The 15,595-nt window shown below is 37.0% G+C and carries 15 protein-coding genes and 1 tRNA gene; 1 reads left to right on the plus strand and 15 read right to left on the minus strand.

The genetic code is table 11. From position 1 onward, the window contains the following. Positions 1-20: 20 nt before the first annotated feature. The 9 genes from gpmI to TX86_RS16820 form a co-directional block, all read right to left on the minus strand. Positions 21-1,556, minus strand: coding sequence for a 2,3-bisphosphoglycerate-independent phosphoglycerate mutase (gene gpmI / locus TX86_RS16780; protein WP_042350704.1), 1,536 nt, complete (start codon positions 1,554-1,556; stop codon positions 21-23). Beyond that, on the minus strand, positions 1,556-2,311 hold the full coding sequence (tpiA, locus tag TX86_RS16785; RefSeq protein WP_042350706.1) for a triose-phosphate isomerase: 756 nt from the start codon (positions 2,309-2,311) through the stop codon (positions 1,556-1,558). The genes gpmI and tpiA overlap by 1 nt, the downstream gene beginning before the upstream one ends. Positions 2,312-2,570: 259 nt before the next feature. Continuing rightward, entirely contained in the window at positions 2,571-3,752 is a 1,182-nt protein-coding gene (locus TX86_RS16790) for a phosphoglycerate kinase (RefSeq protein WP_042350707.1), read from the minus strand. 303 nt (positions 3,753-4,055) lie between these two features. Next, positions 4,056-5,063 carry a type I glyceraldehyde-3-phosphate dehydrogenase gene (gap, locus tag TX86_RS16795; RefSeq protein WP_042350709.1) on the minus strand — a complete coding sequence of 336 codons (1,008 nt, stop codon included), beginning with the start codon at positions 5,061-5,063 and terminating at the stop codon, positions 4,056-4,058. Between the two features lie 60 nt (positions 5,064-5,123). After that, entirely contained in the window at positions 5,124-6,143 is a 1,020-nt protein-coding gene (locus tag TX86_RS16800; RefSeq protein ID WP_042350711.1) for a sugar-binding transcriptional regulator, read from the minus strand. Between the two features lie 149 nt (positions 6,144-6,292). Beyond that, positions 6,293-6,538, minus strand: coding sequence for a glutaredoxin family protein (locus tag TX86_RS16805; protein WP_042350712.1), 246 nt, complete (start codon positions 6,536-6,538; stop codon positions 6,293-6,295). 19 nt (positions 6,539-6,557) lie between these two features. Beyond that, complete coding sequence (gene rpoN / locus TX86_RS16810; RefSeq protein WP_042350714.1) at positions 6,558-7,874, minus strand: RNA polymerase factor sigma-54; 1,317 nt, start codon at positions 7,872-7,874, stop codon at positions 6,558-6,560. Between the two features lie 327 nt (positions 7,875-8,201). Further along, positions 8,202-8,273: transfer RNA gene (locus TX86_RS16815), tRNA-Arg, on the minus strand. 104 nt (positions 8,274-8,377) lie between these two features. Continuing rightward, on the minus strand, positions 8,378-9,490 hold the full coding sequence (locus TX86_RS16820; protein ID WP_042351186.1) for an alpha/beta fold hydrolase: 1,113 nt from the start codon (positions 9,488-9,490) through the stop codon (positions 8,378-8,380). Positions 9,491-9,812: 322 nt separating this feature from the next. On the opposite strand from TX86_RS16820, the gene clpP reads away from it, so the two are divergent. Further along, complete coding sequence (clpP, locus tag TX86_RS16825) at positions 9,813-10,460, plus strand: ATP-dependent Clp endopeptidase proteolytic subunit ClpP (RefSeq protein ID WP_268258265.1); 648 nt, start codon at positions 9,813-9,815, stop codon at positions 10,458-10,460. Between the two features lie 122 nt (positions 10,461-10,582). On the opposite strand, the gene TX86_RS16830 is transcribed toward clpP, so the two are convergent. The 6 genes from TX86_RS16830 to trxB form a co-directional block, all read right to left on the minus strand. Next, on the minus strand, positions 10,583-10,843 hold the full coding sequence (locus TX86_RS16830; protein ID WP_042350717.1) for an HPr family phosphocarrier protein: 261 nt from the start codon (positions 10,841-10,843) through the stop codon (positions 10,583-10,585). Positions 10,844-10,867: 24 nt separating this feature from the next. Further along, a complete protein-coding gene (gene whiA, locus TX86_RS16835; RefSeq protein ID WP_042350718.1) occupies positions 10,868-11,812 on the minus strand; it encodes a DNA-binding protein WhiA in 945 nt (314 codons plus the stop codon). Positions 11,813-11,890: 78 nt separating this feature from the next. Further along, positions 11,891-12,877 carry a gluconeogenesis morphogenetic factor MgfK gene (gene mgfK / locus TX86_RS16840; RefSeq protein WP_042350720.1) on the minus strand — a complete coding sequence of 329 codons (987 nt, stop codon included), beginning with the start codon at positions 12,875-12,877 and terminating at the stop codon, positions 11,891-11,893. Beyond that, positions 12,870-13,766 (minus strand): RNase adapter RapZ, encoded by an 897-nt coding sequence (rapZ, locus tag TX86_RS16845; RefSeq protein WP_042350721.1) that lies wholly within the window; start codon positions 13,764-13,766, stop codon positions 12,870-12,872. The genes mgfK and rapZ overlap by 8 nt, the downstream gene beginning before the upstream one ends. A 66-nt stretch (positions 13,767-13,832) precedes the next feature. After that, the gene (locus tag TX86_RS16850) at positions 13,833-14,291 is read right to left on the minus strand and encodes an 8-oxo-dGTP diphosphatase (RefSeq protein ID WP_042350723.1); all 459 of its coding nucleotides are present in this window, start codon (positions 14,289-14,291) and stop codon (positions 13,833-13,835) included. 341 nt (positions 14,292-14,632) lie between these two features. After that, the gene (gene trxB, locus TX86_RS16855) at positions 14,633-15,583 is read right to left on the minus strand and encodes a thioredoxin-disulfide reductase (RefSeq protein WP_042350724.1); all 951 of its coding nucleotides are present in this window, start codon (positions 15,581-15,583) and stop codon (positions 14,633-14,635) included. Positions 15,584-15,595: the final 12 nt, after the last annotated feature.

Consider the following 15,595-nt stretch of genomic DNA (forward strand, 5'->3'; position numbering starts at 1 on the left):
CCTTTAAATGTAAGTTATTATTATTTGTTTACTAATGTAGACCCTGTCATTTCAACAGGCTTTTCTACTTTTAATAAATCAAGCATTGTTGGTGCTAAATCAGCTAATTTTCCATCTTCACGAAGTGTCACGTTTTCTTTCGTAACAATTACAGGAACCGGATTTGTTGTATGAGCAGTCATTGGATTGCCTTCAAGAGTAACTACTTCATCAGAGTTACCATGGTCAGCAGTAATGATTGCTTGTCCACCTTTTGCAAGGATGGCATCAACAATTTTACCTAAGCACTCATCTACTGTCTCAACCGCTTTAATAGTTGGCTCAAGCATTCCTGAATGTCCAACCATATCAGGGTTAGCAAAGTTTAGAATAATTGCATCGAATTTATCTGCTGCGATTTCTGCAAGCAGTGCATCCGTTACTTCGTAAGCGCTCATTTCTGGCTTAAGGTCGTACGTTGCAACCTTAGGAGAAGCGATTAAGATGCGCTCTTCACCAGGGAATTCCGCTTCACGACCACCACTCATGAAGAATGTTACGTGAGGGTATTTCTCTGTTTCAGCAATACGAAGCTGTTTTAGATTATTCTGAGATAGTACTTCTCCTAATGTGTTATCCAGGTTTGTAGGTTTGAAAGCTACATAACCTTTAACTGTTTCAGAGAAATGAGTGAAGCATACGAAGTGTAAGTTCTTCGGTGCTTTAGGTCCACGATCGAATGAACGGAAATCTTCATTAGTGAACGTATTAGAAATTTGAATTGCACGGTCAGGACGGAAGTTATAGAAAATAACTGCATCGTTATCTTGAATTGTTGCAACTGGTGATCCATCTTCGTTAGTAATAACAGATGGCAGTACGAACTCGTCATAGATTTCGTTTTTGTAGTTATCATCTACGCAATCCATTGCAGACGTGTAAGCAGGACCTTCACCGTAAACCATGCTACGGTAAGACTTCTCCACACGCTCCCAACGCTTATCGCGGTCCATGCTATAATAGCGACCGGAAATCGTTGCGAATTTCCCTACACCATATTCTTTCATTTTTTCTTCAGTTTCTTCGATGTATTTTTTAGCAGTTTGTGGACCAACATCACGTCCATCTAAGAAACCATGAACATATACATTTTTCACACCTTCTTCAGCTGCTAAGCGAAGAAGAGCAAACATATGATCAATATGGCTATGTACTCCACCATCTGATAATAAACCAAATATATGAAGATTTGTACCATTTTTTTTCACGTGATCCATTGCATCAACGAAAGTTTCGTTCTTTTCGAACTCGCCTTCACGAATAGCAACATTCACACGAGTTAAACTTTGGTACACTACTCGGCCTGCACCGATATTTAAGTGACCAACTTCAGAGTTACCCATTTGACCTTCTGGAAGACCAACGAATTCACCATCTGCACGTAAAGTAGCATGCGGGAAGTTGTTCCAGTAACGATCATAATTAGGCTTTTTAGCTTGCGCTACCGCATTTCCTTCGGTAACATCACGAAGACCAAAACCGTCAAGAATAATTAAAGCAACAGGAGCCTTACTCATTATTTACCTGCCTCCAATAATTGAAGGAAAGATTGAGGTTCTAAAGCTGCTCCACCAACTAATGCGCCGTCGATGTCTGCTTCTGCCATGTATTCTTTGATGTTTTCAGGCTTAACGCTTCCGCCGTATTGGATACGGATTGCTTCTGCTACATCAGTAGAGAATTGAGAAGCTACTACAGAACGGATATGAGCACATACTTCGTTAGCATCAGCTGCTGTTGAAGATTTACCAGTACCGATTGCCCAGATTGGCTCATAAGCAATAACTGTAGCTTTAGCTTGTTCTTCTGTTAAACCAGCAAGAGCTTTTTCGATTTGAGCTCCTACAAGTTCGTTTGTTTTTCCACTTTCGCGCTCTTCTAATGTTTCACCACAGCAAACGATTGGAGTTAAACCATGTTTGAATGCAGCAAGAGTCTTTTTGTTAACTGTTTCGTCTGTTTCTGCGAACATTTCTCTACGCTCAGAGTGTCCAAGAATAACGTATTTAACGCCAAGATCAGCAAGTGCAACAGGGCTTACTTCACCAGTGAAAGCACCATTTTCAGCAAAGTGCATGTTTTGTGCACCGATACTAACGTTAGTACCTTTTGTTGCTTCAACAAGTTGTCCTAAGAATAATGCTGGAGAACAGATTACTGATTCTACTGCATCGTTTGAAGGAACTACATTTTTCACTTCTTCCACAAAGCTCATTGCTTCAGAAAGTGTTTTGTTCATTTTCCAGTTACCAGCGATAATTGGTTTACGCATTTGTGTACCTTCCTTTCCATAGTGAAACAAACTGCTCGATTCATACCATAACAAGTTAGGGCCCTTAACAAGTATGTAATGATTATTCGTACAGCTATGTTAAATAAACATTCTGCCAAAATTACAATATGCTTCATATGAATGGTAAAAGCTTCACAAAATGATACTTCCTACGGGCAAAGTCGAAGTATATTTTGTACACTTCTTTCATTATATAAAAGAATAATCATAACTTAAGCATTTTTGTTTGTTATTTTAATTATTTGTCGTTTAATGCTACTACACCTGGAAGCTCTTTACCTTCGATAAACTCAAGTGAAGCGCCACCACCAGTAGAAATGTGAGACATTTTGTCAGCAAGGTTGAATTTCTCAGCAGCTGCTGCAGAATCTCCTCCACCAACAACACTGTAAGCATCAGAAGTTGCTAATGCTTCAGCAACAGCTTTAGTTCCGTTAGCAAACTTATCAAATTCAAATACTCCCATAGGTCCATTCCAGATTACTAATTTAGAGTTTTTGATTACATCTGCATATAGAGCTGCTGTTTTTGGTCCGATATCAAGTGACATCCAGTCAGCTGGAATTGCATCGATATCAACATTTTTAGCCTCTACATTTTCGCCAAATTCAGGTGCGATTACTGCATCGATTGGCATGTAGAATTTAACGCCTTTTTCTTTCGCTTGTTCCATGAAAGATTTAGCTAGTTCGATTTTGTCTTCTTCTAATAGAGATGTTCCAATTTCGTGACCTTGAGCTTTAATGAACGTATAAGCTAAACCACCACCGATGATTAAGTTATCTACTTTATCAAGTAGGTTTTCAATTACACCGATTTTGTCTTTAACTTTTGCTCCACCGATAATAGCAGTGAAAGGACGTTCTGGATTAGACATAGCTTTTCCTAAAACATCAAGTTCTTTTTGCATTAAGAAACCAGATACTGCTGGGATGAATTTCGCAATACCTTCAGTTGAAGCATGCGCACGGTGAGCAGCACCGAATGCATCGTTTACGAAGATGTCAGCTAAGTTAGCAAATGCTTTTGCTAATTCTGGATCATTCTTCTCTTCACCAGGGTAGAAACGAACGTTTTCAAGCAATAATACATCGCCTTCGTTCATTTGTGCGATTTGAGCTTCTACAGCTTCACCATATGCTTCATCAGCTTTTGCTACTTCTTTACCAAGAAGTTCGCTAAGCTTTTTCGCAACAGGAGTTAAACGCATATCTTCGTTTACTTGTCCTTTTGGACGACCCATGTGACTTGCTAAAATAACTTTTGCACCTTGCTCCATTAAATACTGGATAGTTGGTAGTGCAGCACGAACACGCGTGTCATCAGTGATTACACCATTTTGCATTGGCACGTTAAAGTCCACTCGACAAAATACGCGTTTACCTTTTACATCAATATCTTTAATACTCATTTTATTCATGCTAAAAAGATCCTCCTTTTGCATTATAAGAAATGATAACAGATAGGAAAAGTTTTACGTATGTATTTACGGTTCCCATTGTTTCAAAAACTAGTCATTTTCATCTAAATTAGAAGTTCTCGGCTATTGGCAAAGGCACCGATTACTTTCTATATTTATTGAAAGATTTCATTAGAATAAGAAAAAGGGAAAGGGGCATTTTCCCCTCTCCCCTTTTTCTCTTTATATTATAGTCTCAACAGCACATTTTATCCAATATGTTCTTATATTGGTTCATAATGTTTTTGAAACGTTTAGGTTAAATTAAAGACCTTTAGAAGCGATGTAGTCGATTAAGTCTACAACACGGTTAGAGTAACCAGTTTCGTTATCGTACCAAGAAAGAACTTTAACCATGTTTCCTTCCATTACCATTGTAGATAAACCATCTACAGAAGAAGAGTGAGTGTTTCCGTTGTAGTCACGAGAAACTAATGGAAGTTCGCTGTATTCTAAGATACCTTTTAAGTCACCTTCAGCAGCAGCTTTAAGCTCAGCGTTTACTTCTTCAGCTGTTACGTTTTTCTCTAACTCAACAACTAAGTCTACAACAGACACGTTTGGAGTTGGAACACGCATAGCCATACCATTTAATTTACCTTTTAATTCAGGTAATACTAGAGCAACAGCTTTTGCAGCACCAGTAGTTGTAGGGATGATGCTTTCAGCAGCCGCACGAGCACGACGGTAGTCGCTGTGTGGTAAGTCAAGAATTTGTTGGTCATTTGTGTATGAGTGAACAGTAGTCATCATACCACGAACGATACCGAATTTATCGTTAAGAACTTTAGCAAAAGGAGCTAAACAGTTAGTAGTACAAGAAGCATTAGAGATTACATCGTGTTTAGATGCATCGTATTGCTCATTGTTAACACCCATAACGATTGTGATATCTTCGCCATTAGCTGGAGCAGAGATGATAACTTTTTTAGCGCCTGCTTCGATGTGTTTAGCAGCGTCTGCACGCTTAGTGAAACGACCAGTAGATTCAACTACTACTTCTACACCAAGATCTCCCCAACCGATTTGAGCTGGATCGCGCTCAGCGATGATTTTGATTTTGTGACCATTTACAACGATTGAATCGCCATCAACAGTTACTTTTTCTTCTAAGATTCCGTGAACTGAATCGTATTGTAAAAGATGCGCAAGCATGTTTGCATCTGTTAAGTCATTGATTGCAACAACCTCAACGTTTGGGTTTTTTAATGCCGCACGGAAAACCATACGTCCGATACGACCAAATCCATTAATACCTACTTTTACTGCCATTTGTAGTTTCCTCCTTTTAATTAGGAACTGCATAAGTTTTTATTTTTTATATAAAAGGGATTAACCCTTTAATAACTCTATTGCTGCTGCTTCATCCGTGATAAGAATAGTGTTGCGTGAGGCACTTTGCATGTAAGCTCCAATTGCTTTCGCTTTTGAAGTTCCACCTGCAACGGCGATTACTTCTTTGGCGTGATCTAAGTCTTCAAGCTGAATGCCTACAGTTTGTACTTTGTGAACTATTTGACCATGTTCATTAAAGTAATAACCAAATGCTTCTCCAACAGCTTCCCCATCTTTGATTTTTTTCATGACAACTTCTGTTGTATTTCTTCTTTTTGCCATCACGGAAGCCTCTCCGATACCGTGAATTATGATATCAGCATCTTTTATTAATGAAGTAACTTCTTTAATAGAAGGTTCTTTCATAATTGTGGCGTACGATTCATCACTAATTTGGTCTGGTACATATAACACTCTATAAGAAGCGTTCATTTTTTCCGCCATCTTAGATACAATCGTATTGGCTTGGTCTTTCATTTCTTCACCTAGCCCGCCTCGAGCAGGTACAAATAAAATATTGTTGCTCTCTGGAATTGGCTTGAGCATATCTGCAACAGTAGCCATTGTTGTACCACCAGTAACAGCTATGATATTTTCCCCCGAAAGTGACTTTTTCATTCGCAAAGCTCCTGCTTTTCCAAGTTCACTTTTCACCCACGGTGACACATCGCTATTTCCAGCTACAAGTACTACTTCTACTCCAAGCTTTTGTTGTAATTCCTTCTCAATCTGGTCAATACCTGAAATCTCTCTCATTACACCATCAAGCTTTTCTAAAAGCTCTAAGCCGTCAGCAGATAATGACATTCCACTACTATGGATTTCAATTAAATTCTGCTGTTTTAAATATTCTACTTCGCTACGTACTACGCGCTCAGTTAGATTTAAACTATGCGCCAAACTACGTCTTCCTACCGGTTGCATAAATCGTATGTAATGTAGGATGCCATATCTTTTTTGCATAACTTCCAACAAGTCTGGCAATAATCTTTTTTGGATATTTATTAATGTCTGCATGGAGTTATTCTCCTTAAAATAATTTATGGACGACTTTTGTCCACGTTAGACGTTTTTTGTCCCACCGCATCCAAAAAAAATTCACCCTTGTCTTGCTTACATTCTAACAAGGGGAACTTGTTTTTTCAACTACCAAATGCCTATTTTACTTAATTTCTATTTTTCAAAAATTTCTGTATTTCTTCACAATCCACACGGCCATATTGGATAATTTCTCCTTTATATTCTACCACAGGAATCATTAAACCATACTTCTCAAGTAACTGGTCATCATTATAAATATCGATTTCTTGATAAGTGATACCGACACGTTGTTTTAGTAATTCAAGTTCTTTCTTCGCTATATCACATAAATGACAATTTTTCTTAGAATATAACTGTAACTCAACAGACACAGTATTCACCTTTTCATATTTAAAATCTTTTTCTTTTAGAAGAAGAAGGGATATTTAGCTGATCACGATATTTAGCAACCGTACGTCTGGAAAGAATAATGCTTTTCTCTTGTTTTAACACCTCTGAAATATCTTGATCAGATAATGGTTTTTTCTTATCTTCGTTAGCTATAAGCGTTTGAATAGCATTTTTAGCTTCTTTAGCTGAAACATCCTCACTGCTTAATGATTGAAGACTAGAAGAGAAAAACTCGCGCATCTCAACAGTGCCAAATGGAGCTTGCACATATTTGTCTTTTACTGTTCTACTAACAGTAGACTCATGTATATTCAACTCATCCGCAATCTCTTTCATTGTCATTGGCTTTAAGTATGCAAAACCTTTTGTTAAGCAGTCTGGTTGTCTTTCTGTAATAGCAGTCATAACTCGCAAAATAGTTTCTCTCCGTTGTTGAATGCTTTTCATAATCCATTGATATTCTTGAAATTTATCTTGTAAGAAACGATTAACCTGTTTATCTCCTACATTGTTCATATCTTTATAATAGCCTTCATTTAGTTTCACTTTTGATATGAGATCATCTGCAAGTCGAACATGTAACGTATTTTCGATTGATTCTACGACTACATCCGGAACAATATAGGATGGTTTTTCGTTTGAAAATCTCGCACAAGGTCTAGGTTGTAAAGTTTGTACAAAATCAAATACTTCTTGAAGTTCCGTTAGTGAGATTTTTAAATCCTTCGATATTAGTTTCCATTTCTTTTCTGCAAAGGGAATGAAAAAATTATTAATCACATCGTAAGCGAGGGGATGGCTATTTTGCCTTTGGATTTGTAATAGGAGACATTCTTGTAGGCTTCTTGCTCCAACTCCAGCTGGTTCTAACCCTTGGAGCACAAACAAGATTTGTTCGACATGGTCTACCGATTCATTTACCTCTAAAGCGATATCATGTAATTCTACTCGAAAATATCCATTTTCATCTAAATTACGTATCAGATGCTTTAATATTTTCCTCTCATCGTTTGTTAGTAATTTAGGATGCACCTGTGACATTAAATGATCTTCTAAACAAATCTTTACTTCTCCAATTTGTTCAATCCAGTATTTAGGATCTGATTCCTGTTTCTGTTTCTTGGAGCTTTTCTTTCTATAATCGACAGTTGTATCACGACTCTCTAGAGAAATAAGAGGGTTTTCAGTAGCTTTATTCTCTAAATATGAAGCTAATTCTTGCGTAGAGTATTGTAAAAGGGCAATCGCTTGACTTAATTCCTGTGTCATGGCGAGCTTTAATGTTTGCTGTTGGTATAAACCTGCTTTTAAGTTCATGGCTGTACCTCCTCTTCTCAATTTTACAAATTCTGAGAAACAAAGTGACAAAAGTATAATTTGAAACCGCTTTCCTACAATTATTCATATGCCGCAAATGTAGGATAATGCACTATGAATATTCATTTTCTATTATTTTATATGAATTTTGTCGAAAAATAAACAATAATCAGATGTAAAATTATCAATAAAAGGATTGACTATTTTCAGAAAATAGTTTACATCCATACTTATATCTGGTACTAAAACTTAGTACTAATTTCATCTTATAAAAAAACCTTCTTCCTCCGAAAAAGGATAAAGAAGGTTTCTCTCTCATTGTTAGTACGCCCCTGGAGGGAATCGAACCCCCATTTCAAGAACCGGAATCTTACGTGCTATCCATTACACCACAGGGACAAATTTTATGACCTGCTGTTAATTATATTTCAGTTATAGAAACATTGCAATAAAGAAAAGACACGAAGCGCCACACAAAATCATAACTATTAAGGTAAACGGTTTTATCTATCTAAAAATGTTGTAACTTGATTCTTAAATAAATGCGTATCTAGTACGCCTCCCATATGCCCTTTCAAACTATCAAATTCAAATAATTCAGCTTCTTTCCCACACTTCTTCATCGTTTGAATCATTTGACGATTAAACACAGTAGGTTGAAGCAAATCACTAGTACAAGATATCATCAATACCTTTGCCTGAATCTTATGTAATGCAGCCTCTAACGAACCTTCGTTGTGCGCTATATCATGCATCATCGTTGCTCGACAAGTATAGTACCAATGGCTAGCATCAATGAAAGAAGATGTAGCTTTAATAGTATTATATAATCGCTCTTCATAAGCCGTTTTCACATGTAGATGATTATATGGCTCTTGCTCACTACTATCTCGCTTATACATTTCCTCATAAAATTCTGGGGAAAACGCTCCTACATTCATCATTTGGATAGCTAAATATAAACCTTCCGTTGGTTCTCGGTCTTCTTCGTAATTTCCATCCTTCCAGTTTGGATCAAGCGCAATCGTACGCATGGCATGTTGCAAAACATTGAATGATGTAATAGTTGGATTTTGTGGATTTGTAATAACTCCTATAACTCGCTCCACCATTTCAGGATATTGAACAGCCCAATGTAACGAAATAAACCCTCCGGCAGAAGCCCCCATTACTGCATGAAGCTTATGAATACCTAATTGTTCTGTTAGGAACGTATGCTGAATACCAGCCATGTCTCTAAATGTAAACGCTGGAAAACTCATCCCCCATCTCTTCCCTGTCTCAGGATTAATAGAACGAGGGCCAGTTGTGATGACAGTAGGATTCTTCCACTGAACATTAGCAAGATTATCTGTACTAATAACAAAATATTTATTCGTATCAATGGCTTTGCCTGGACCAATTAAATCATCCCAATAACCAGGAATCGTATCTTCGGGTCCATACTTTCCAGCAGCATGGCTAGAGGCGCTAAAAAAATGAGCAATTAAGATGACATTTGATTTCTCTTCATTCAGCTCACCATATGTCTCATAACCTAATGTCACTGAAATAGAATGTCCATTTTCTAACGTATAACGATTTAGAGTAAAGCTTTGTTTTTGCACATCATTCATATCCATTGCCGTTCCTCCCTGATATATACATTCCCAAAGCATATCTCATTACATCCATACTTAACATGTTCAATACGCGCTAAGGAAAATCCTGTTAATTTTATTAAAAATTAACTCCGAACATGATAAGTTTACATGTATATTTTCTAAATAAACCTACGTATATCAATAGCTAACACGTTTAAAACACCGTACTTTGGGTATCATGGTAAAGAACTTACGTACATACACATATGTTGTCGAATAAAATATGACTACACATCAATTCTTTTGTTTGACCTAAATTGACCAAAAAGTGTATCATATTGTTACAACGATTACGTTGAGAAATGTATTTAAACATTCTCTATTTGAGGAGGAACAAACGATGAATTTAATTCCTACAGTTATTGAACAAACGAGTCGTGGAGAGCGTGCATATGATATTTACTCTCGTCTTCTAAAAGACCGTATCATTATGCTTGGTAGCCAAATCGATGATAATGTTGCCAACTCAATTGTAGCTCAGCTACTATTCTTAGAAGCTGAAAACCCAGAGAAAGACATCACAATCTACATAAACAGCCCGGGTGGTAGCATTACTGCTGGTATGGCAATCTATGATACAATGCAATACATCAAGCCAAAAGTATCTACCGTTTGTATCGGTATGGCAGCTTCAATGGGAGCGTTCCTTCTTGCAGCAGGTGAGAAAGGCAAACGTTTCGCTCTTCCAAATAGTGAAGTGATGATTCACCAACCACTAGGTGGAGCTCAAGGTCAAGCTACTGAAATCGAAATTGCAGCTCGTCGTATTCTACACTTGCGTGATAAGCTAAACCAAATCTTATCTGATCGTACTGGTCAACCTCTTGAAGTTATTCAAAGAGATACAGAACGTGATAACTTCATGGAAGCTCATCAAGCATTAGAATATGGTCTAATCGACAAAATTCTTACTCGCAATGAATTAGATAAAAAAGACAAATAATAAGAAAAACCGTCACCGGTCCTTTTGGATTTAGAATTTGCTTCTTATGTTTACTTCTAATCCAAAAGGGGACACTGTAAAAAACCCCGATTAGCAAAATAGCTAATCGGGGTTTTTCTTAATTATAGTACTTCTTTATCTACAAACGCTTCCAAAAATTCGACAGCTTTTTCTTCATCTTTACCATCAGCACATAATGTAATAACTGTTCCTGAACCAATCGCAAGACTCATAAGCCCCATAATACTTTTTGCATTTACCTTTTTACCGTCTTTTTCTAAAAACACATCACATGAAAATTGACTTGCTTCCTGCACAAATATTGCAGCAGGTCTTGCTTGCAATCCTGTTTTCAAACGAACCTCGACCTGTTTCTCAATCATCTCTTCTCCCCCTTAATTCTTGTGTCAGTAAACTGTTTCTCCTGCTCTTAGCTTATTGGCAATATCATCTATTTTTCTCAAACGATGATTTATCCCTGATTTACTGACTTTTCCGCCTGAAACCATTTCACCTAACTCTTTCAATGTTACATCTTGATAGGCCACGCGCAGTTCCGCTATTTCACGTAACTTGTCAGGCAACATGCTTAGGCCTACCGTTTCTTCGATATATTGAATGTTCTCTACTTGACGTAGAGAAGCACCTATCGTCTTGTTCAAATTGGCTGTCTCACAGTTTACAAGCCTATTAACTGAGTTTCTCATGTCACGAACAATTCGAACATCCTCAAATCGTAAAATGGCTAGATTAGCCCCTACAATTCGTAAAAACTCTGATATCTTTTCGGCTTCCTTTAAATACGTAATATAGCCCTTTTTTCTTTCGAGAGTTTTACTTTTTAAATCAAAGCCGTTCATCAATTCACAAAGTGCATCATTGTGCTCTTTATATAATGAATAAATTTCAAGATGATAAGAGGATGTTTCAGGATTATTAACCGATCCACCCGCTAGAAATGCCCCTCTTAAATATGAACGCTTACAACATTTCTTAGCAACTAATTGCTCTGAAATATTATGGATTATTGTAAAACCATCACCCAAAATCTTTAAGTCCATTAATACTTCTTGCGCACGTTCAGAGAAGCGCACAATATAAATATTATTCTTCTTTAACTTCATTTTCTTTCGAACTAATAGCTCTACACTTACATCATAGTTCTTCTTCAGCAGTGTATAAATTCTTCTTGCAATAGCCGCATTCTCTGTTTGAATATCAATCACTAAATGACGATTAGAAAATGAGAGCGATCCATTCATTCTTATTAATGCGGATAGTTCTGCTTTCGAGCAACAATCCTTAAGCTCTAGAGTCGTTAGTTCTTTCTTTGTTTCAGAAGCAAATGACACACTCTCACCTCCTGACTTCTTTCATTCATTTACTCTCTATTAGGAAATGATACAGCATTAATAAGCTTCTGCTGTTATTTACGAACCAAACATAGCTTTGGTTTCATCCTGAAGCATTTTATATAATAAATTCGCAACTTTTTTTGTATCGTGGCGAATATACTCATCTTCAAACGTCATAATATGTTCTTGTAATACATCTAAGCCTAACTCTAAAAGCTTAGCCACATCAAAATGAACAGGCTGAGCGAATTCTTCTTTATAGCGTAGCTTCATTTGTGGTGGCACCTCTTCTGCATTAACAAGAATTGTATCTAAAAACGCACAACCTAAATGTTCATAAATGGCCTTTACATGATCACTCGCTGAGTAATTTAGCGTTTCACCTGCTTGGGTCATTAGATTACAGACATACACTTTCTTCGCTTTCGCTGCACAAACCTCTTTACCCAAATTTGGAACTAAAAGGTTTGGTAAAATACTAGTATAAAGACTTCCTGGCCCTAGGACAATCAAATCGGCTTGTCTAATAGCTCCAATAGTTTCCGATAAAGGTTTAATATTATTAGGAGATAAAAATACTCTTTTAATTTTCTTACCTGAATACGGAATTTTTGATTCTCCAGAAATGATAGTGCCATCTTCCATTTCTGCATGTAGAACAACACTTTGATTAGCAGCAGGTAGTACTTTCCCTCTTACATTAAGAACCTTACTCATTTCACGAATCGCATGAACAAAATCCCCTGTTATCGATGTCATCGCTGCTAATATTAAATTTCCTAGTGAATGTCCAGATAGCTCATTTGATTGTCCGAAACGATGTTGAAACATTTGTTCAACTAATGGCTCAACATCAGAAAGGGCCGCTAATACATTTCGTACGTCACCAGGCGGTGGAATATCTAAATCATCACGAAGTCTTCCAGAACTCCCTCCATCATCTGCAACTGTTACAATTGCAGTAATGTCTACAGGATATTGTTTTAGCCCGCGCAATAAAACGGATAAACCAGTACCTCCACCAATAATGACTATTTTTGGCTGCTGCGAGTTACTAGTCATTACTCTTTTCCTTTCTATGCTTAATGTCCCGATGAGAAACAGTAGTATGATATTCTGATTTAAAGTAGTTTCCTAAATACTCCGTGAGAGCGACAGATCGATGCTGTCCACCTGTACAGCCAATAGCGATAACTAACTGTGCTTTTCCTTCTCGTTTGTATTGAGGCAACATAAAGCTTAATAAATCCGTAACCTTCTCAATAAATTTCTGTGTTTCAGTCCACTTCATTACATAGCTATAAACGTCTTCATCTAATCCTGTTTTCGGTCTCATATGTTCTACATAGTAAGGATTTGGTAAGAAACGAACGTCAAAAACAGTATCTGCGTCAATTGGAATTCCGTGCTTGAATCCAAAAGACATCACATTTACAGTAAATTCTGGACGATTATTAGAAGCAAACTGCTTTAAAATTTTTTCACGAAGTTCTCTCGGCTTTAATTCAGATGTATTGTAAATTATCTGAGCTCGACCTTTTAATTCTTCTAACAGCTTACGCTCTAGAAGAATACCATCTAAAGGTAAGCCTGCAGGAGCTAACGGATGCGTTCTTCTTGTTTCTTTATATCGACGTACAAGAGCCGCATTATCAGCATCTAAAAATAATATTTGAGCAGTCATCCAAGATGTTTCTGACATCTCGTCCAACGCTTTAAATAAAGAGTCAAAAAACTCCCTACCTCGTAAATCCATTACAAGGGCTACCTTATTCATCTTACTTCCTGATTCTTTCATTAGTTCTAAAAACTTTGGAAGTAAAGTTGGGGGTAGATTATCTACACAAAAATAGCCTAAATCTTCGAAGCTTTGTACAGCAACTGTTTTACCAGCCCCTGACATTCCAGTAATTATTACTAATTCAGTGTCTTTGTTATGCTCGTTACTCATACTGTTCCCCCCAGTCCTTTCATACTAAATACTCTATTTAAGGACGTTTTTTTTGATTATTACCGATTAATTTGGATCTAGGCGGTAAGATAATAATTCAAAATCTGGTGTATACGTAAAAGTACCATAAATTAGACCGCTACCGTGTATCATATAATCTAATATATGATAGTCACCTTCAGCCATCGGTAAATCTTTTAAATCAGCTGTATTTTGCCAAGACAGCTTGCCTTCTTCACTATTTTCAATCAGTTGACCATCAAATTCATCAGCCACAAACGTAAACATCATCCATTCTGACTGAACTTGATCGCCTTCTTTCATAATAAATGTAAAGATACCTTTTATTTTAGGATTCTTAATATAAATCCCTGATTCTTCTCTAAATTCACGAACACAGGCATCCTTAACAGATTCCCCTGGTTCCATTTTACCACCTGGCGCAACAAACCAGCCACGGCGGGGCTTTTGTAACAATAATAATTGATCACCTTTTGTTAATACACAATTGGTCACACGCTGCATTTATTTCACCTCAAGACGTTACCGTAACATAATGCCATATATCTAATTTATACATTTGTCAAGAAATCGTATTCCATTCATTATACTATTTTTAGTTTCTTTCTGAAAGAAGGCTGTTTATTATTGTTTAATTATAAATGGTGAAAAAACATTGAAGCACTGTTATTACAAGAGGAGGGCAACACATTACTTCCTTTCATTTCAAAAAAAGAACACAGGTTCAACACCTGTGCTCTCATATATTTTTAAACTTAAAGGGGGTATTCTGTATTTCTTATCATACCCAATAAACATTTCATACATGTTACAGTGGAATTAAATGACAATGACAATCAAATGTATTACGCGTTAGCTTTTTGAGCTTCTAGTAATTCTTCAACGAAATGTTGAGCATTTTGTGCCGCAATACTTCCATCGCCTGTTGCTGTTACAATTTGACGTAACGTCTTTTCACGAATATCTCCAGCAGCGAAGATTCCTTCAACGCTAGTCTCCATTTGCTCATTTGTAACAATATAACCACTTTCATTTGTAATACCTAATGATGCAAACGGTTTTGTTAATGGTTCCATACCGATGTATACGAATACACCATCAGCTTTAAACTCTTGCTCTTCGCCATTGACTGTAGAAACAAGTGTTACGCTACCAACCTTACCGTCTTTTTCATTGATTTGCTTCACTGTGTGATTCCAAATGAAATCGATTTTCTCATTCGCGAATGCACGATCTTGAAGAATTTTTTGCGCTCTTAATTCATCTCTTCTATGAACGATAGTCACTTTAGAAGCGAAACGAGTTAAGTATACGCCTTCTTCAACAGCTGAGTCTCCGCCACCAATTACAACTAATTCTTTATTTTTAAAGAATGCTCCATCACATACAGCGCAATAAGAAACGCCACGTCCACCAAGCTCTTTCTCACCTGGCACACCGATTTTTTTATACTGAGCTCCAGCAGCAATAATGATTGAACGAGCTTTAAACTCTTTAGAGCCACAGTTAATTGTTTTGTACTCTTTATGATCAATTACTTCTTTAACGTCACCATACGCATATTCTGCACCGAATTTTTTCGCATGATCAAACATTTTTGTAGATAAATCAGGTCCAAGAATATGATCAAATCCTGGGTAGTTCTCTACTTCTTCTGTGTTTGCCATTTGCCCACCTGGTACACCACGCTCAAGCATTAATGTAGATAGGTTTGCACGAGATGTATAAACTGCCGCAGTCATTCCAGCCGGTCCAGCACCAATAATGACAACATCATAAATTTTTTCTTCAGACATGCATGTCACTCC

The sequence above is a fragment of the Bacillus massiliigorillae genome (assembly GCF_000380245.2).
GTDB classification, from domain to species: Bacteria; Bacillota; Bacilli; order Bacillales; family DSM-1321; genus Bacillus_AD; species Bacillus_AD massiliigorillae.

Bases quoted from the DNA above. Each gene is read 5' to 3' on its own strand.
- rapZ (WP_042350721.1), bottom strand. From the start codon at position 13,766: ATGAGTAACGAGCATAACAAAGACACTGAATTAGTAATAATTACTGGA.
- TX86_RS16820 (WP_042351186.1), bottom strand. From the start codon at position 9,490: ATGAATGATGTGCAAAAACAAAGCTTTACTCTAAATCGTTATACGTTA.
- gpmI (WP_042350704.1), bottom strand. From the start codon at position 1,556: ATGAGTAAGGCTCCTGTTGCTTTAATTATTCTTGACGGTTTTGGTCTT.
- trxB (WP_042350724.1), bottom strand. From the start codon at position 15,583: ATGTCTGAAGAAAAAATTTATGATGTTGTCATTATTGGTGCTGGACCG.
- TX86_RS16850 (WP_042350723.1), bottom strand. From the start codon at position 14,291: ATGCAGCGTGTGACCAATTGTGTATTAACAAAAGGTGATCAATTATTA.
- mgfK (WP_042350720.1), bottom strand. From the start codon at position 12,877: ATGACTAGTAACTCGCAGCAGCCAAAAATAGTCATTATTGGTGGAGGT.
- TX86_RS16790 (WP_042350707.1), bottom strand. From the start codon at position 3,752: ATGAATAAAATGAGTATTAAAGATATTGATGTAAAAGGTAAACGCGTA.
- TX86_RS16800 (WP_042350711.1), bottom strand. From the start codon at position 6,143: ATGCAGACATTAATAAATATCCAAAAAAGATTATTGCCAGACTTGTTG.
- rpoN (WP_042350714.1), bottom strand. From the start codon at position 7,874: ATGAACTTAAAAGCAGGTTTATACCAACAGCAAACATTAAAGCTCGCC.
- tpiA (WP_042350706.1), bottom strand. From the start codon at position 2,311: ATGCGTAAACCAATTATCGCTGGTAACTGGAAAATGAACAAAACACTT.
- TX86_RS16830 (WP_042350717.1), bottom strand. From the start codon at position 10,843: ATGATTGAGAAACAGGTCGAGGTTCGTTTGAAAACAGGATTGCAAGCA.
- gap (WP_042350709.1), bottom strand. From the start codon at position 5,063: ATGGCAGTAAAAGTAGGTATTAATGGATTTGGTCGTATCGGACGTATG.